At 54.4% G+C, this 17,685-nt stretch carries 18 protein-coding genes; 3 read left to right on the forward strand and 15 right to left on the reverse strand.

The window, feature by feature from the left end; genetic code table 11:
• Positions 1-93: 93 nt before the first annotated feature.
• The 5 genes from ruvB to NST69_RS23475 form a co-directional block, all read right to left on the reverse strand.
• Positions 94-1,101: a Holliday junction branch migration DNA helicase RuvB gene (gene ruvB / locus NST69_RS23455; RefSeq protein WP_036732369.1), complete on the reverse strand. Its 1,008-nt coding sequence runs from the start codon at positions 1,099-1,101 to the stop codon at positions 94-96.
• Between the two features lie 26 nt (positions 1,102-1,127).
• The gene (gene ruvA / locus NST69_RS23460; RefSeq protein ID WP_209872343.1) at positions 1,128-1,751 is read right to left on the reverse strand and encodes a Holliday junction branch migration protein RuvA; all 624 of its coding nucleotides are present in this window, start codon (positions 1,749-1,751) and stop codon (positions 1,128-1,130) included.
• A complete protein-coding gene (gene ruvC / locus NST69_RS23465; RefSeq protein ID WP_340980038.1) occupies positions 1,748-2,251 on the reverse strand; it encodes a crossover junction endodeoxyribonuclease RuvC in 504 nt (167 codons plus the stop codon). The genes ruvA and ruvC overlap by 4 nt, the downstream gene beginning before the upstream one ends.
• 205 nt (positions 2,252-2,456) lie before the next feature.
• Positions 2,457-3,203, reverse strand: a complete 747-nt coding sequence (locus NST69_RS23470; RefSeq protein WP_076081684.1) for a BofC C-terminal domain-containing protein — start codon at positions 3,201-3,203, stop codon at positions 2,457-2,459.
• A gap of 88 nt (positions 3,204-3,291) precedes the next feature.
• Positions 3,292-4,533, reverse strand: a complete 1,242-nt coding sequence (locus NST69_RS23475) for a serpin family protein (RefSeq protein ID WP_342547262.1) — start codon at positions 4,531-4,533, stop codon at positions 3,292-3,294.
• A gap of 194 nt (positions 4,534-4,727) precedes the next feature.
• On the opposite strand from NST69_RS23475, the gene fabV reads away from it, so the two are divergent.
• Positions 4,728-5,918: an enoyl-ACP reductase FabV gene (gene fabV, locus NST69_RS23480; RefSeq protein ID WP_340980040.1), complete on the forward strand. Its 1,191-nt coding sequence runs from the start codon at positions 4,728-4,730 to the stop codon at positions 5,916-5,918.
• A gap of 372 nt (positions 5,919-6,290) precedes the next feature.
• Here the strand turns inward: fabV and NST69_RS23485 are convergent, their stop codons facing one another.
• The 3 genes from NST69_RS23485 to NST69_RS23495 form a co-directional block, all read right to left on the reverse strand.
• Positions 6,291-7,001, reverse strand: coding sequence for an ABC transporter permease (locus tag NST69_RS23485; protein ID WP_340980041.1), 711 nt, complete (start codon positions 6,999-7,001; stop codon positions 6,291-6,293).
• Entirely contained in the window at positions 6,998-7,843 is an 846-nt protein-coding gene (locus NST69_RS23490; RefSeq protein WP_209872352.1) for an ABC transporter ATP-binding protein, read from the reverse strand. The genes NST69_RS23485 and NST69_RS23490 overlap by 4 nt, the downstream gene beginning before the upstream one ends.
• 105 nt (positions 7,844-7,948) lie before the next feature.
• On the reverse strand, positions 7,949-8,884 hold the full coding sequence (locus tag NST69_RS23495) for a LytTR family transcriptional regulator DNA-binding domain-containing protein (RefSeq protein WP_342547263.1): 936 nt from the start codon (positions 8,882-8,884) through the stop codon (positions 7,949-7,951).
• Between the two features lie 109 nt (positions 8,885-8,993).
• On the opposite strand from NST69_RS23495, the gene NST69_RS23500 reads away from it, so the two are divergent.
• Both NST69_RS23500 and NST69_RS23505 read left to right on the forward strand, forming a co-directional pair.
• Positions 8,994-9,455, forward strand: coding sequence for a hypothetical protein (locus NST69_RS23500; protein WP_342547264.1), 462 nt, complete (start codon positions 8,994-8,996; stop codon positions 9,453-9,455).
• 104 nt (positions 9,456-9,559) lie between these two features.
• Complete coding sequence (locus tag NST69_RS23505; protein WP_342547265.1) at positions 9,560-10,702, forward strand: glycoside hydrolase family 88 protein; 1,143 nt, start codon at positions 9,560-9,562, stop codon at positions 10,700-10,702.
• Positions 10,703-10,746: 44 nt separating this feature from the next.
• Here the strand turns inward: NST69_RS23505 and NST69_RS23510 are convergent, their stop codons facing one another.
• The 7 genes from NST69_RS23510 to NST69_RS23540 all read right to left on the reverse strand — a co-directional run bounded on the left by NST69_RS23510 (position 10,747) and on the right by NST69_RS23540 (position 17,677).
• A complete protein-coding gene (locus NST69_RS23510) occupies positions 10,747-11,406 on the reverse strand; it encodes a response regulator transcription factor (RefSeq protein WP_342547266.1) in 660 nt (219 codons plus the stop codon).
• Positions 11,384-13,765, reverse strand: coding sequence for an ATP-binding protein (locus NST69_RS23515; RefSeq protein WP_036732390.1), 2,382 nt, complete (start codon positions 13,763-13,765; stop codon positions 11,384-11,386). The genes NST69_RS23510 and NST69_RS23515 overlap by 23 nt, the downstream gene beginning before the upstream one ends.
• Before the next feature lie 33 nt (positions 13,766-13,798).
• The gene (gene comX / locus NST69_RS23520) at positions 13,799-13,978 is read right to left on the reverse strand and encodes a competence pheromone ComX (RefSeq protein WP_209872369.1); all 180 of its coding nucleotides are present in this window, start codon (positions 13,976-13,978) and stop codon (positions 13,799-13,801) included.
• A gap of 145 nt (positions 13,979-14,123) precedes the next feature.
• Entirely contained in the window at positions 14,124-15,041 is a 918-nt protein-coding gene (locus NST69_RS23525) for a polyprenyl synthetase family protein (protein ID WP_051478665.1), read from the reverse strand.
• A gap of 109 nt (positions 15,042-15,150) precedes the next feature.
• Complete coding sequence (locus NST69_RS23530) at positions 15,151-15,933, reverse strand: hypothetical protein (RefSeq protein WP_342547267.1); 783 nt, start codon at positions 15,931-15,933, stop codon at positions 15,151-15,153.
• Between the two features lie 18 nt (positions 15,934-15,951).
• Positions 15,952-16,779 carry a SagB family peptide dehydrogenase gene (locus tag NST69_RS23535; protein WP_342547268.1) on the reverse strand — a complete coding sequence of 276 codons (828 nt, stop codon included), beginning with the start codon at positions 16,777-16,779 and terminating at the stop codon, positions 15,952-15,954.
• Positions 16,763-17,677 carry a thiopeptide-type bacteriocin biosynthesis protein gene (locus tag NST69_RS23540; protein WP_342547269.1) on the reverse strand — a complete coding sequence of 305 codons (915 nt, stop codon included), beginning with the start codon at positions 17,675-17,677 and terminating at the stop codon, positions 16,763-16,765. Before NST69_RS23540 ends, NST69_RS23535 begins: the two co-directional genes overlap by 17 nt.
• Positions 17,678-17,685 lie beyond the last annotated feature (8 nt).

Consider the following 17,685-nt stretch of genomic DNA (forward strand, 5'->3'; position numbering starts at 1 on the left):
TAGGCCTCCTAAAAAGTATTAATGATACATCCACTTCGGTTTGTAGCCCAAACAATACGTAAGATGTTGTACTATGGGCAGGATTCTAAGTAATCAGTTCTGCTGCGGGGGAAGCGGAAGGCCAAGATGATGATACGCTGCAGGCGTAACAATGCGCCCGCGAGGCGTGCGCTGCAGGAAACCGATCTGCAGCAGATAGGGCTCGTATACATCCTCAATGGTCTGGCTCTCTTCACCTATCGTAGCGGCGATGGTATCCAGTCCGACAGGCCCGCCCCGGAAGGAGCTGATCATGGATTGCAGCATCTTATGGTCGATGCTGTCCAGTCCTCGGGGGTCCACCTGGAGCATCTTCAGCGATTCAGCAGCAATCTCCGGGGTGATGATTCCGTCGCCCCGGACCTGGGCATAATCGCGTACCCGCTTCAGAAGACGGTTGGCAATCCGCGGTGTCCCCCGGGCCCGCAGGGCAATCTCTTCCGCTGCATCGCCCAGAATCTCGATGCCCAGCAGTTCAGCGTTGCGCGCCACGATGAAGCTCAGTTCATCGATGGTGTAATACTCCAGCCGGCTGACCACTCCGAAGCGGTCACGCAGCGGAGCAGACAGCAGTCCCGCACGTGTCGTCGCCCCAATAAGCGTGAAGGGCGGCAGGTCCAGCCGGACCGACCGTGCGCTTGGCCCCTTGCCGATCATGATATCCAGCGCGAAATCCTCCATCGCCGGATACATGACCTCCTCCACCGTCCGGTGCAGACGGTGAATCTCGTCAATGAACAGCACATCGCCTTCCTGAAGGTTCGTCAGCAGTGCTGCCAGATCGCCGGGCCGTTCAATCGCCGGACCGGAGGTGGTCCGCAGATTGACACCCAGCTCGTTGGCAATAATATTGGCCAGCGTCGTCTTGCCGAGACCCGGAGGCCCGTACAGCAGGACATGATCCAGTGCTTCACTGCGCATCTTGGCCGCTTCTATATATATTTTCAGGTTCTCTTTCACCTGGTTCTGGCCGATATATTCACCCAGATAACGGGGACGCAGACTTAATTCCACCGCCTGCTCGTCCATCATCAGATTAGCCGATATAATCCGGTCATCCATTCTTCCTCACTCCGTTCTTCGGGGACCTATTTGGCGGTATACAGCAGCCCCAGCGCCTTCTTCATCAGCACATCCACCGGTCCGGTATCCGTGCCTTCCTGCTTCATCTTCAGATGCACCCTGTCCAGCTCGGCATCGGTATAACCGAGCGCCTTCAGCGCATCCCTGGCTTCTTCCCACGGCAGCGCCTCTGCCTTGCTCTGCGCTTCAGCCGCTACTGCGAATAATCCCGTCTGCAGGGCTGCTCCGCCGAAGCCGTCCAGCTTGTCCTTCAGATCCAGAATCATCCGCTGCGCCGTCTTCTTGCCGATCCCCGGCAGCTTCGTCAGGAAGGTGATATTCTCCTGATAGATGGCCGCGATCAGCTGGTCCGGCGTTCCGCCGGTCAGAATGCCCAGCGCAACGCGCGGGCCGATGCCCGATACCTCAATCAGCTTGCGGAACAGCCGCTGCTCCTCGCGTGAAGGGAATCCGAACAGAAGCGTAGCATCCTCGCGGGTCTGATAATGAATGAACACAGTCACCGGACCCTCAGTCTTGGCAAAAGCATACGGATTCGGGCAGAATACCCGATACCCCACGCCCTGCACATCCAGCACAACGTATTCCGGCTCCAAATGTGCAACCGGTCCTCTAAGAAAATCTATCATTTTCGCAATACCTCATTTAATTTGGAATTAAGACTCACGGAATGGGCATGGCATACCGCCACCGCCAGCGCATCCGCCACATCATCGGGCTTCGGCACAGCCGTCAGCTTCAGCAGCAGCTTAACCATCTCCTGCACCTGCTTCTTCTCCGCCTTGCCGTAACCGACTACAGCCTGCTTCACCATCATCGGGGTGTATTCTGATACCGGAAGCCCGCGCTGCACGGCTGCCAGAATCAGCACCCCGCGTGCCTGCGCCACCGGTAAGGCTGTAGTCACATTGCGGCTGAAGAACAGCTTCTCTACCGCTACTGCGTCCGGCTTATATTTATCAATCAGCTGCACCATGCCTTCATAGACATGCAGCAGACGCTCTTCTTCCGGGGTATGTGCCTCTGTCTGGATGCAGCCGTATTGGACCGGTGTTAATTTGTTGCCGACCTTATCGACAAAGCCAAAACCGACAATCGCCAGCCCCGGATCAATCCCCAAAATGCGCAAAGTCCTTCTCTCTCCTCTATGCCCGGGCGGATACTCCGGCCCTAAAGCGAACATATGTATTCCTTCCACCCATTATAGCAAAAAAAATTCCCCGGGAGACAAAAAGTTTGTCCCCGGGGAAATGAAACATGCATAACACAACAAAGACCCGCAGGCCACCTGCGCGCCCGCGAGTCCTCATGCTGCTAACTCTATAGTCTCTCCCTCACTCCGCATGCATCACCTGTTCAGAGGAATCACGAGCATAGTCGCTGAAGGTGGAGAGCACGCTGTTGTACTCCTCCAGATCCTGCACCCGGATGCCCTGATGAAGCTGCTCCCAGATGCCCTTGGGCAGAGAGGATTTGATGGAGCCCATGTCCATCTGGAAAAAGGTCTTCATGACCCGCTCCGCCTCGGGCGGGCCTTGGAACAAGGTCAGATTGCCCTGCTCGTCCACCCCGAAGTAGGCTTCTTTTTTGGTCAGCGGCGACAGATCATTGACCCGCTGCTCCAGCCATAGGTCCCCTTCCCGGCTGAGCCAGCCGCTCCAGCCCGCATGCCGGACAATCAGCTCGCTAAGCTGAGCCGGAGTCTGCTTGCCGGGCAGGGTCTGCACCTCTTCACCAGCTACATAGAGGGTCTTAAGATGCACCGTTCTGCTGATGGCTTCCTTGTCCACAGCCTTCAGCAGCTCTTGACTGTTCATCACGGCGGCATCCTCTTCAGCATCATCGTCTGTATGGTTATATACGGCGGCTACAGCCGGTAAGCTGCTTCCGGGTTCCAGATTCTGCACTGCGCTTCCGCTCAGGAATGACGAAGATTTAAGCAGCGTACTGATCTCTTCCGGAACCTGCATGCCGCGCCAGGCGAGCAACGTCAGCACGAGGCATGCCGCACCAACCCAGGGAGCTTTTTTCCAGCGTCTCCACCGCCGCCACAGTTGTTTTTTCAGGCGAAAAGCATTCACGTTAATCCCTTCATTCTGGTTTTTTCCTATTGTGACCTGTGAAGGGATCATTTATGCGTAAATGCTTGAAATTCATCCCAGCATGGATTCAATCCGTACGCTGGGGATTCTCAATGGCCCCAAGGAACAGCACGACTCCGCTCTGCGTGTCCCGGATCATGAACAGGAAGGGCCGATTGACGTTCATTTCAAAGGGCGGGTCTACAGGGGGCGCCGATCCGGCACGCATAGCAATTACAGTGGAAGCCGCTGCCTCCGTTCCCCGCTCGTTCACATCAATATAGGTTTTGTGGATGACCTGTCCAAAATAGATCGGGCTGTCCAGATCCGCCATAAGGGAGAAATCACCCCGGTTCGGATCAAAAGCAAGCTTCACCCCCAGCGCCTGCAGCGCCTTGGAGAGCTCTGTGCCATAGCTGGCCGTGAACCTTGGCAGCAGCAGCGTCCCCCGGGAACTGGAGAAACCCTTATCCAGCAGCAGAGTCCCCTGCTCCAGTTGACCCACAAGCTCCGCGAGAGAAGATTGCTCACCCGGAAGGACCACTACCATCTCCAGCTCTCCCTCTCCGTAGGGAAGCTTCACCGTCTGCCAACCGTCATGAGCTGCATACTCGAACATACCGCTCCGCTTCATCATCATCACCTGCACTGCCGGTCCGTCCGGAGGATAAAAGTCCGCCTGCTTCGTAGCCTGTTCCTCGAACACATCCGTCCAGGCACCTTGGAAATACAGCGCATTGACAAGGACGGCAACAGCCTGCGGTCCTGGCGGCTCCGTGATCATCTCCTGAATCTTGTCCCCCGTATGGTCCGCCACCCATCCGTTAATCTCCTTCACAGACTTCTCTGCCGACAGGTCCGTGGTCTTAATCTGCGCGTCATAGAAATCCTCACCGGTCTTGAGATAGTCCCTGCGCAGCGTCAGACCCTTCATACCCCAGACCGAATTCGCGATCTTCAGCTCCACGCCCGGTCCCCCATCATTTAAGAGCTTCATTAATGACTGATGGCCGGTATTCAGCTTCTGCCGTTCGTCCGGGGTATAGCCGAGCAGCTTCCCCAGCTCCTCTGCCGTCTCTCCGGCACTGCCGTTATAGGCCAGGGCCAGAGCGGCAGCGGCACTGTACGGGGATATCGTCAGGTTCCCGCTCCCCGGCTTCCACAACTGGCCGAACAGCTTCACGCCCAGCCGGTTGCTGCTGTCAGCCAGACCTGAATCGAGCTTAGCTGCGGCAGCCTGTCTCTCCGGGTAGCTCATGCCCGAACCTCCTTCACTGCAGCCGCCCAAGAGCAGTACGGCCAGTATAAGTGCGGATAATCTTTTGCCCATGCTAAGCCCTCCCTAAATTTCTCCGTAGCCTCTCTACCAAATGACGCTGCAGATTGGGAAAAGTTGCAAATTCATAGCGGCAGGCATACAAAATTGCTATTCATTATATTGAAGGCTTATCTTTCTATGCCATCATTTGCTATACTCTATATTAACGAAAAAAGTTAAAAACTAAAACAAAGGGGATATCCTTGATGATTATTCAGCCAAAAACACGCGGCTTTATCTGCACAACAGCTCACCCGGAGGGATGTGCCGGACAAATACAGGAACAGATCGATTATGTACGGTCCCAAAAGAAGCTTACCGGCCCGGTGAACGTGCTGGTCATCGGCGCTTCCACAGGCTATGGACTAGCTTCGCGGATTGCCGCTGCCTTTGGCGCAGGCGCGAACACCATCGGCGTCTTCTTTGACAAGGCTGCTGAAGGCACCCGCACCGCTTCCGCAGGCTGGTACAATTCTGCTGCCTTTGAACGGGAAGCGGCCAAGCAGGGGCTGAAATCCTTCAGCATCGTCGGCGATGCCTTCTCGAATGAAATTAAGACCAAAACAATCGAGCTGATCAAGGCCGAATTCGGCACCGTTGATCTGGTCGTGTACAGCGTGGCCTCCCCGCGCCGCACCCATCCGGTAACCGAAGAAGTGTTCTCCTCGGTGATTAAGCCGGTAGGCCAAGCCTATTCGAACAAGACGATGAACTTCCACACCGGAGAGGTCTCTACCGTTACCATTGAACCGGCTACAGAGGATGAAGTCCGCCAGACCATCGCCGTGATGGGCGGGGAAGACTGGGGCATGTGGATCAGCCAGATGCAGGAGGCCGGTGTGCTTGCTGAGGGAGCAACTACCGTAGCGTACTCTTATATCGGACCCAAGATTACGCATCCTATCTACAAGGACGGAACTATCGGCCAGGCGAAGAACCATCTGGAGCAGACCGCCATTGCCTTGAACGAGCAGCTCTCCGCCACCGGCGGCCGGGCCTTCGTATCCGTGAATAAGGCACTGGTTACCCAGTCCAGCTCGGCGATCCCGGTGGTGCCACTGTATATCTCCGCCCTGTACAGAGTCATGAAGGAGAAGGAGCTGCACGAGAACTGCATCCAGCAGATGTACCGTCTGTTCGCAGACCATCTGTATAACGGCGGAGAAGCTGCTGCAGACGGCAGCCACCTGATCCGTATTGACGACTGGGAGATGCGCGAGGATGTGCAGATCGAGGTCATGAGACGCTGGAATGAGCTGGAGACGGATAATGTGCCTGAGCTGGCGGATCTGGCAGGCTATCAGGACGACTTCTTCCATCTGTTCGGCTTCCGTACCGAAGGCGTAGACTATGAAGCTGAGACAGACCCTGCCGTAGAGATTCCTAATATGGTATAAAAGCTTGACGTTTGCTGTACAGCAAGCTGAACAAAATGACCATTCGGGCTATGTACCTGCATCCGAACACATTGTATGATGTTTTTCACATACATTCGGGCCATACGCCTTCATTTGAGCACAATGTATGCTGTTTTTCACATAAATTCGGGCCATGCACCTTTATTTGAGCACAATGTATGCTGTTTTCCGCATATATCGGGCCATGCACCTGCATGCGAGCACAATGTATGCTGTTTTCCGCATACATTCGGGCCATGCACCTGCGCAATTCCTGTACACCAAGAAAGCCGCTCCTCCCGGAGCGGCTATTTAGCCTTCTGCCCGGCTGTAAGGACAGCCCGCGCCACGAATTGTCACAGCCGCGCCAGCCTATTCGTCCCGGAGCCGCTTCTGGTACAGCACCACAGACACAAGGGTCAGCACGGCTGTCCACGCCGCAATAATTAGAAGAGACGGCCACACCTCTCCCGCCGAATAACCGGCTGGGCTCAGGTTCAGCAAGTGCACCAGCTGGCTGCTTGGCATGTAATCCAGCACCCCGAACACCGGATAATCCTTCGCCAGTACGGCACCCCAAGGTGCGCCCATGAAGATGAAAGCTACCGGGATGATCGATAAGGAAGCATCCAGTAAGGTTTTGGAATAGAGACCGCAGATCGTACCGGCTGCCGTGTAGAGAACAATGGAAAGAACGATCGCGGCTACGAATACCCCTATATTTGCAGGCTCATAGCCAAACAATAGTGTAGAAATGGCGAGAACCACCGTCGACATGACAAAGACCAGACTGCTTTTACCCATCAGCACATCCATTGTTGTAGCCGGTGTCAGCATGAGTGTACGCAGCGTGTTGCGCTCCTTCTCTTCCGCAATCAGGCAAGCTTGGGCGAAGCAGGTCAGTAGAACAAACGAGCTGTTGAACAGAAATCCGGCAGCTCCCGGCAAGGATGCACCTGCGCTTTTGAACAGCACCGCAAACAGAATCGGAAACAGCAGCATAATGGACAGCGCATAATTGCGCGAGAATTCCTTATAATCCTTCACAAAGATCGCGCTGGCCCGCTTATAGGAGATGTTCATAGCAGCTCACTTCCCGTCATTTTGATAAAAATATCACCCAGGCTAGGTTCCTTCGTCTCTACCCGTTCAATGAGTCCCCGCTTCATCCAATCCGCGATCCGGTCCGCCGTGTCCCCATCCACCGGAAGCTCATAAGCCTCTCCGCTGGTCAGCTCCACCCGGATCAGGTTCTCGCGGTGCTGCCGCTTCAGCTCCCTTGGTGAGCCGATGGTCTGGATGCGTCCCTGATAGAGAATTGCTACACGGTTACAGAGCAGCTCCGCCTCCGCCATATCATGCGTGGTGATGAAGATGGTGGTCCCCTTCTCATTCAGATAACGTAAGCCTTTATAGATATGCGCTGAATTCACAGGGTCCAGTGCCGAGGTCGGCTCATCCAGGAACAACAGCTCCGGCTCATGGATAATGGCGCAGGCCAGCATCACCCGCTGACGCATCCCTTTGGACAGCGTATTTGTTTTCTTCTTGCGCTCACTGCTTAAATTAACGAACTGCAGCACCTGCTCCACCGCAGAGCGGGGAAGATCGTACAGCTTCCGGTACAGCTCCAGATTCTCCTCGATGGACAACCGCTCGTACAAGCCGCTGTTATCGGTCAGAATGCCAAAACGCATCTTCTGGGCCGACTGCTGCATCGCCTCCGCCGGCTGATCGAATACTTTGGCCACTCCGCCTGTCGGCTTCAGCTGTGCAGTCAGAATCTTAATCAAGGTGGTTTTGCCTGCACCACTCGGACCGAGGAACCCAAAAATCTCCCCTTTTGGAATACTGAAGGACACCTCTGTCAGCGCATCTCTCGCCCCGAAGGTCTTGCGGACCTGTTCTACCTGAATAACCGCCATCTCACCACATCCTTATGTTGTTGATGACTTAACGTTATCCAGAATTCAGCCTTTCAGCCACCAAAACCGGATGAATTGTACCCATTCCGGCCTGAACGGTACCTTTTACAGCTTAAGCAGCGCCTTAAGTTCCTGCAATTTGGAGCGGGATAACGGAACCACGGCCTCCTTGCCGGTGTTCAGCCGCAGACTGTAGCTGTTCTTCGTCCAGGTAATGATCTCGCGTACCTTTTGCAGATTGACGATGTAGGACCGGTGGCACCGGAAGAATCCGAAATTCAGCAGCCGCGCTTCAAGCTGGGTCAAGGTCAGGGCACAGTCATAATGCTCACCGCCGACATGTACCAGGATAGAGCCTTCTACACTTTCAATAAAATCAATCTCGGGCGGATCAAATAAAATCACCTTATCCTCCCGTTTGGTCGAGATCTTCTGCAAGGTGATGTTGGCCTCATCCTGCTTCACTGCCTCCTGCTTCTCCTCTTCCGAATCGCGGATATCCAGCTGATGAAGCCCGGACCCGCTCAGCCGGTAGATGACATCACAGGAGATCAGCGCATCCTCCAGATTCGAGGTCAGAATGAGTATCCTTTTCTGCTGCGACAGGTCATCCAGTATCCGCTTCAGCTGGCGGCGGTCTTGCTCCTCCAGATAGAAATACGGCTCCTCCAATACGAGCGTGGACTGATGGGCGAAAAAGGCCCGCAGCAGGGTCACATACACCCTTTTCGAAGAGCTGAGCTGCATCAATCTGACCTTACGTTCCTCCTTAAGCGCAAAATAATCAGTCAACACAGCCGCCCGCTCCTCCCGTCCCGACATTCGGATCAGAAACGAGATTAGCTCCTCTACCGTCAACCGCATATATTCGTTCTGCCCGGCCCACGACAAATAATTGCCGGATTCCCGGGACAATTGCTCCATTAATAACTGCTTGCGCCTCAAATCTGTGATAATACCAACCGAAGGGCTCGCAGACAGATCAAGCTCAAGCTTCGGCATAATTAATTCTCCGTCTTCATATATAGGTTGAAATTGCATATCTTCCTCCCGCTCCAGACTCTCTAGGATATATAATGCAATTATAGAGTTATGCTATGTATTTGTCAGGTACGGCCACTATCAATGCTCAGGAAGGCGGATTTCTGCGATGGGACTGCATGTTCAAGGTTTTATCATCTCTTTACTCGTATTACTGCCGAATCTAATATTCATATTCTTCCCGCCCCGGAGTGTTCCCGGCTCCCTGGACTCCGTCCCGCTGGTCTTTACGCTCCTGGAGCGGGCAGGCCAGATCACCTGCTTCATGATGCCCATTCTTTTCGGCCGAATGATTGCTGCTGAGCCCCTGGGAGTATCCGCCATACTGATGGCACTCTGCATGCTGGTGTACTATGGCTGCTGGGTGCGCTATTACCGGAGCGGGAGAGCTTTTGCGGTGCTGTTCAAGCCCTGGCTGGGTATCCCCGTTCCTATGGCCGTCTTCCCAGCCCTCTACTTCCTGCTGCTTGGCGTATGGCTCCAGTCCTGGTTATTCGTTGTTCCGGCCTGTCTGTTCGCCGCCGGTCATTTAGTCAACAGCTGGAGCGTCTACGGGCACGTCCGCTCATAGCAGATCCGCAATATAACTATAGTTCTGTGCAACAAACCTACAGCTTGATCGGCTTATAATATGGTTAAGCACACTATAGCGATATGATGGAGGTTATGGCGGGTATGATGAACTGGGAGCAGACGATTGAGCAGACGCTTACGACTACGCGGCTTAATGTGAAGCGATTTGGAGAGGGTTATCCGATTGTAAGTATGGGGGACGGCAAATACCATCTGACAGACCACACCAACTGGACGGAGGGCTTCTGGTCCGGCATTCTGTGGCTAAGCTATGAATACAGCCAGGACCCGGAGATTCATGCCGCCGCCATCCAGGCGACAGATTCCTTCCGCCAGCGTATGCTGGACGGGCAGGCGCTGGATCACCACGATATCGGCTTCCTGTACTCGCTCTCGGCCAAGGCCCGCTGGATTGCAGACAAGGATGAAGCCTCGCGTCTGCTCGCTCTTCAGGCAGCGGACCAGCTGATGAAGCGCTGGCGCCCTGGTCCGCAGCTGTTTCAGGCTTGGGGACCCGAGGGCGATGAAGACAACGGCGGGCGAATCATCATCGACTGCCTGATGAATCTTCCGCTCCTCTGCTGGGCCAGCGAACAGACCGGCGACCCGAGCTATGCCAGGGCTGCCCGTATTCACGCCGAGACAAGCCGCCGCTTCCTGGTGAGGGGCGACGACTCTTCTTACCATACCTTTTATTTCGACCAGCAGACGGGGGATGCCCTTCGCGGGGGGACGGCGCAGGGGTATCAGGACGGCTCCACCTGGACACGGGGCCAGGCTTGGGGCGTCTACGGCTTCGCTCTCGCTTACCGCAGCTTCCAAGATCCGCATTATCTTGAAACCTCCAAAAGACTGGCCCGCTACTTCGTGGAGCATCTCCCCGCCGATCATGTCGCCTATTGGGATTTCGATGCCCCGCAGGAGGAAGGCACCCCGCGCGACAGCTCCGCTTCCGCCATCACCGTATGCGGTCTCTTGGAGCTGCTGGAGCATCTGCCGGAGAATGATCCGGACCGGGACTATTTCAGGGACACCGTGAACAAATCCATGGACTCGCTGATCAATCACTACTTCACCGCAGGCCACCCATTAGAAGAGGGATTTCTGCGGCACGGCTCCTATTCCGTCAGAGGCAACGCCTCCCCGGATGACTTCATGATCTGGGGCGATTACTTCTTCCTGGAGGCGCTGCTGCGTCTTGCGCGGGGTGTACCGGGGTATTGGTATGAGCGGGGGGACAGTTGAAACGAAGCAGCATCCGCTGATTCATATTGCCAGAAGCCCGGGGTCTATAAAAAATTCCGGTCTCCGATTAGTCCCAGTTGCTTGGCCTTCACTGTAGCCTCGGAACGGGAATGGACGCCGAGCTTCTCGAACACCCGGGTCAGATTATACTCTACGGTACGCTGGCTCATCAGCAGCTTACTGGCAATGTCCTTATTGCTGCGGCCTTCCGCTACCTCCTGCAGAATCTCCTGCTCCCGCTCGTTAATAGAGATGTCTTCCATCTGCTGCTCATCACGGGAGGCAGACACCCGCATGTCACTGCGGCGAAGCTGCCTGAGCAGGCTGACAGGAATGACGGATTCTCCCCGGAGCGCACAGCGGATGGCGGTAAGCAGCTGTTCTCTGCTCGCTGTTTTACTGACGATGCCAAAGACCCCGGCTTCCACCAGAATGTTGAAGTTCGAGCTAATTTCGTAGCCCGTATAGATCAGAATCCGAAATTCCGGGTTGATGCCGATCAGTCTCTTGGTCAGCTCAAGTCCGCTCAGCACAGGGATATTCAGATCAAACAGCATCAGGTCGTATTCCCCCGATGCAGCCATTTCCAGCGCCTCCGGTGAACTGTACGACACGGTTACGTCCATTTCGGGGTCCTGCTCGATCATAGTTTTGGTCCCTTCGCAGACCGATGGATGATCGTCAACCAGTAATATACGAATCATCATCATAACCTCCCTCTTCAATGCCGGCTGCCAGCGGAAGCACAAGCCGTACTTCAAATCCCTGATCCGGCGCCGATACAAATTTGATCTCGCCGTCCAGACTCCGCACACGCTCCTGAATACCGGATATCCCCATATGGCCGAATGAATCCTTAAGCTCCTTGAGATCCAGCCCTCTCCCGTTATCCTTATAATAGAAGTATAATCTCCCGCTATGGGATTCCAGCGACAATATGATATGTGAGGCCTTGGCATGTTTGTCAGCATTTCTGAGCAGCTCCTGAACGATGCGGTACACCGCCAGAATCTGGACATCATCCATTTCTATGGTATCAGGTTCCGTCTGAAGCTCCACCGTGTAGTCGGAACGGATCTGCTCCTGCTGAATCAACTGCTTCAAGGCTTCCACAATGCCCATCTCCATTAACAGCGGCGGCCTAAGCTCATTGCAGGTCTGCCGGATCTGGTGTATGACATCCAGCAGCCCCTCCTTAATCTGATCGAGCTGCACGAGAAGGCCCGGCTCCATCGGATAATCCAGCATCAGCGACTCCAGCTTGCGGTACCAGATCAATTGGTCCTGAAGCGCTGCATCATGCAGGTCGGAGGCCAGCCGGCGGCGTTCGTTCTCGGACAAGGTGAAGATCAGACGCAGCACCCATGGCGGCGCCAGCGCATTACGGTTCTTGATTTCACCCTCCAGATTCTCAATCAGTCCCGCTACGAGATACAGATTCTCATAGATTATACTGCTGTAATGCGCTATGGTTTTCAGCCAGTTTTTTTCAGCATAGTTAAAGCTCGTGTAATTGGTTTTGTCATCGATCCAGAGAATATGCCGGGCGGGGCCATAATTTCCAATCACCAGGCAGATCCCCCGGTACATCCGGGTCATTTCACCAACAGCAAGACCATTTACCGCCTGCTCCAGGTCCCGCTCAATCTGGGGATCGGCTCTCCCGTCACTGGTAACACTAACCTGACTCTGCTCATCCCCGCGCGTAATCTCCAAAAAAGAAACATTGCGGACCGGCAGCACCAGTAGGGTCTCCCGCTCCAGAATCTGCTCCAGATCCGAGCGCTTCATCACCTTCGAGATCCGTTTGGCGAAACGGTCAATGCTCCCCTGGAAATCCTGCAAATCCTTCATGAAATACGGGCGCAGCCGGTAATCCATCAGTTCCTTGAAGAACAGGAACAGCGTAATCATCAGATAGATAGCCAGAAAAATTTGAACCCAGACAATCCAGCCGTACGGATTCTGGTGAATCAGCAGCCCCATCACCCCAAGGATCAGCAGCGCGGGAACCAGCGAAAGCGCCGTATAATAAAATAGCCGGTTAAGCAGAAAATCAATATCAAACAGTCTATGGGTAACAAAAAGATAGAAGTATACGACAGGAATCGCATATACAAAGATCGCGGTCATTTCTGCAGAAATAAACGTCACGCCAAACAGCCCCGGCAGAGCGTTAAACAGCAGGAACGGTGAAAAAGCTACGGTATGCGCCGTCAAGGCAAACTTGAACAAGGTATGCAGCTCACCCGTCCGGTGCTTGCGGAAGCCAGAGATCAGCTTATAGACAATCAGGAAATTGGCGGCTACAAAAAAGATCAGCAGCGTCTGGGTTTCGAGCGGATGAATCCGCCGCGTCAGCGCCACATCCAGAAACATCAGCACACTCACCAGAGCTGCACAGGCATACATCACTTTCAGAACGGCTCTGGACAGGAACGGCTCCTTGAACCGCATAAGATAGACCTGCATAAAGTGGACGAAAAAAACGGGAACGACAGCGAAGCTGGTACCCAGGCATACTCTCCCTACCTTATCCGCCATCCCCGAGGGCGTTGAGCTGAAGTAGCTTAACCCGATACTGAGAAAGAACAGGATAAGCTGCAGCGCAGCCCGGTCATTCCGCTTTTTGCGGTATACGTATACGGAGAACCCGAAGAGCAGCAGCAAAGAAATGCCGGGGATCAGCAGGCGGAAGATCAGCTCATGCGCAGACAAGCCCGGCTCCACTTCCATGCTGGTGGTCACCGAATTTCCCTCCGGTCCCGTATGCTCAATAACGAGTGAATCCACATTCTCAATACTGTTATATTTGCGGATCGTCTCCAGAAGCAGCGGATCCTCCCCATTAGCCTGAAGAACCGTATCTCCGGGGTGAATTTTTTGCTCGCTCCAGCTGCCTGCTGCAACGCTGGTTACCGTAACCCTGCCTTGCGGCGTTAACTTCACATCGATGCCTATCACAGGACGGGATAGAATCACATAGGCCAAATACATGGCCAGAAGGATAAACAGGGACAGGCCCGCTATAATTTTGGGATGATGGCTAGATAGTTTAGGCAATGAGACAAGCCTCCAGGAATATATTGTAAGCTCTTAACACCAGTACATCTCTCTAAGAAGAGTCTGGCCATGATCTTTATCGCGGCTGTTCATCACATCCATCAGCGCCCGCTCTTCCAGCGCAGACATTCCGGCAAGCTGGAGCTGTCCGCTCTGTAGCTGCATCAGGGACCCCGGCTCTTGTACCAACTTGCGAATGATTTCTTGTAACATAATCTGCTCCCCCTTATTATTGGCTCGTTTCTTCTTCCTGCAACCAATATATCAGGTTCTCTCCCTGAGCAAAACGACATTGTGGCCCGTAATTACCGCCAATCTGTTACGGTATTCCGCATGCGGTATTACGGGGTTCCGTGAGCTACATTGCGGCCTCAATAATGAGATCCCGCCATTTGGAGTCCAGCTCCATACGGTTAATGACATCCAGGAACCGGTAATAATGCGAACGCATCCGCACCGAGGTATACAGTTGGGTGCCCGTACGTTCCACAGCCTCGCCGAATTCGGCGAACCGGTGCAGCACATCCTCCGGCTCCAGGCCGCCGGCAAAGTATTCTGCAATCCACCTATCGTTCTCCCCGATCTCCGCAAGCAGGAACAGCAGAGGCAACGTCCGCTTGCGGCGGATGAAATCATTTTTGCCTTCCCAGTTCAACAGATCCCGGTAGTCATTCTTAATCTGGGCAGCAATTCCGATCTCTTCGGCATATTCGGCTACGCGCTGATCCGCACTTCCTGTAGCCAGAATTACACCGGTCATACAGGCACACACAAGGAGCGCCGCTGACTTCTGCCGCACCATGATGAGGTAATCCTCTTCGGTCTCCATTTCATTCAACAGGTCAAGCGTCTGTCCGTTAATCGCTGCGAGTAGCTGATTATTGAATAATGCTGCAATGCTCCTGGCGTGTTCGTCAGGCATGTCGCTATCCATCAGCACTTCCTGGGAGAGGCTGAGGAAGCCGAGGGCCAGATTAAGAGCGATCTCCTTTGGCATCTGGCACCACGGCATATCCGCATGATCCTCATCCTGTATATCATCGATGATATCAAGCGCCAGAATCATCATTTCCACGGCGGCAGCCGCTTTATAGATCCCGGAATCCTCCCCGCCGAACATCCGGTAGTGCAGAAGGGTCATTTTGCCAAACAGCAATGATTCTGAACACTTCATATTGATGGCCGCCTGGGCAGCTTCGTGCAGCAGCTTCACCCGGAAATACCGGTCGATCTGAGTCTGAAATTCGGACATGACATTTCCCATAAAATACTCCATGAACCGTCCCCCGCATCTGCGTCTATCATCTTCTGCTTCTCATGGTTCATTTTAATAGATACCGTCCGAGAATTCCATTGTTTTCCTGTAAAAGAAACCCTCTCATTCTCTATTTTTGACATTGGCAGTGGGCGGAACGCGGGGAAATGAGGCTGGTGTAATGCTTTGCACTGGCATCTAGTATCATTTTACGCTCATGTACGTTAGAAAGGAGTGTAATGTATGAGCTGTAGTAATCGACGAGCGCGCGCAGGAATTCCTCCTCCAGCACAGCAGACCGTTCCCCTGCCAGGGGGCCTGTCCAGCGGATATGATAGGTCTCAAGCCTGTCGATCAGGCAGTCGAAGCAAAAGGATGGATGCAGCGCATACACCGGCCCGATCTCCGTAATCTCCCCTTCGGCCACCCGGCAGAGAAATATAGTATCCCTGCGTGTCAAGTCAACCTCCTCTCGCAATCTCCGCAGCTGCGAGGGATCACTGTACATGACGAGATGATGCTGCGGGGCATTCTCATCCTTGATTAACGGTGCCGCAGCATAAGCAAAGGGGACAGCTGCTCCGGCATAACGGATGACCCGAATCTCGGAGCGTAGATACCCGCGGGTCAGTACGAGTGATAATGCATACGGGTCAACGTCGGCATCCACACCCGCGAACATCTCTTTGAAGCGCTCAAGCACCGCCAGATGGACAGGGTCCACCAGGATGCCATTCTCATACAGCCGCCCCGCTCCCTTGGAATCGGCAGAGAGCTGACGGTCTTCAAGCACCCGCTTCAGCCGCACCGGATCACGGTGGGAGATCGTGTAGAGCGGGCTGGTCCGGCGGTAGCAGTTCATGACCTGAAGCGTATCTTCTGCTGCCTGCAGCTCAAAAAAAGCATTCAACATGTCCTTCTCCTCCTTCGTTTAGCCTAGCACTATGCCATACACACAGTGCTGGTATTTATGCTCCCTTAGCAGCAGAAGCTCCTCTACCTTGTCCGCAAAATACCCGCAGATTGGAAGCGTATTCTTGTCCATTGCGGTGCTGATCAGCTGTACATTCTGGGCAATATGGCCGGCTTCGAGCAAGGCAAGCTTATAGGCCAGACGGCCGTATTTCTTGAAGCTGTATGTTAAATCCGCCATGAAGAACAGCAGAATGGACGCGCCCTCCAGCGCCAGACTTCTCGCATCCGTCTTGTACAGGGTCATGGGGAACAGATGCTCCAGTTCTTCCGGCGGCAGTGCGCTGCGGAAGCGGTACAGCTCTTGCTGCAGCGGCGCATAATAATACACACCGTCCTCAAGCCCTTCCACTCCACGGATATACATATACAGCTTGATAGAATACATCGCACCGCCCGAAGGGTAGGTCCGCATGGAGATCTGCTTGCCTGCATGATGACTTCCCATATGCCGCTCCTCACCGCGCGGTCCGGCGGACCAGCTCAGCATGGCAGCCAGCTCGTCCAGCGACCAGGACACCCCCATCTGGCCCAGCAGTGTAGATCTGCGCTTCAGCAGCAGCTTATCGAGCCGTACCTCATATTTCTCCGGCAGAGACGGGCCGCGCTCCAGACTGACCTTGTCCAGGTATTCCTCCAGCGGGACTTCATTGCCGGGGAACTCGTAGTTGTCCAGCGGCCGCTGGTTGAATCGCCAGGCCACAGAACGAGGCTCCTCCCCGGCTATTTCCTCGAACAGCAGATCATAATCATAGAACTCGGATATCTGATTATGGGACGGTAACATTTGAACCCACCTCCTGATTGATTGTGAGACTCCAGAGCGTCCGGTACAGCGCATATTCATATTCAGGACTAATTCCGCAGCGGTTGTTCAGCATATGCAGGTGCGAATACAGGATGGATCTTATCCGCTGTTCATTCTGCTCCGCTGCGGCAATGGCAGCATAGCCGTCCAGCAGAGCATTCCGCAGGCAACGGTAATTCCCCTGGCTCCATAGCAGACTATCCACTGAATCCCGCCAGTCGGGGTGCGCCGTACACCAGCGGGCAAGCTTGGATGTAAGCTCCATGTCGCCGAGCTGATACAGCCGCTGCCAGCTCTCCGCACTCTTGCGGTAGAAGGAATGGACCTCCCCCAGGCGGGGAATTCGGGTAAAGATACTCTCCGCAAGCTCTTCCAGCACCCGCATTCCCGTAAGCAGGCGCCGGGTGAAGGTGCTGCCTGCCGTCAGCTCCAGGATACCGCCGGCCAGCCTGCTGGACTCCATGAACAGAGATTCCGTCAGCGGCATCAGTGAAGCACCGCCATATCGCTCAACTTCCGGTTCATACCGCTTACTGATGATCTCGCCTTCCTCATACCAGTCCAGATTCTGCAGCTCAAGCGGCTCCCCGTCGAATTTATGGCCCTGGAAATATTCTTCCTTGCTCAGCTTGCGGATCGAGGGATAGCGCTGAATATATGCTCTCACCTTGTCAAACAGCTCTTCTTCGCCAAGCTCTCCATCCATCAGATACCGCACCCGGATATGCGGGCCGTCTTCCCAATATCTCAGAAAGAACCATTTCGAGATTCTTCCCCTGGCCGCGAGCCGCTCAAGCTGTTCGGCCAGCAGCAGAATCAGTCCGTCATAGCCCGGCTGGAACTGATAATACACCCTGTAGCTTTTCCACGTTTGCATAAATACCC

The organism is Paenibacillus sp. FSL P2-0089 (assembly GCF_038595095.1).
Taxonomy (GTDB): Bacteria; Bacillota; Bacilli; order Paenibacillales; family Paenibacillaceae; genus Paenibacillus_AQ; species Paenibacillus_AQ silagei.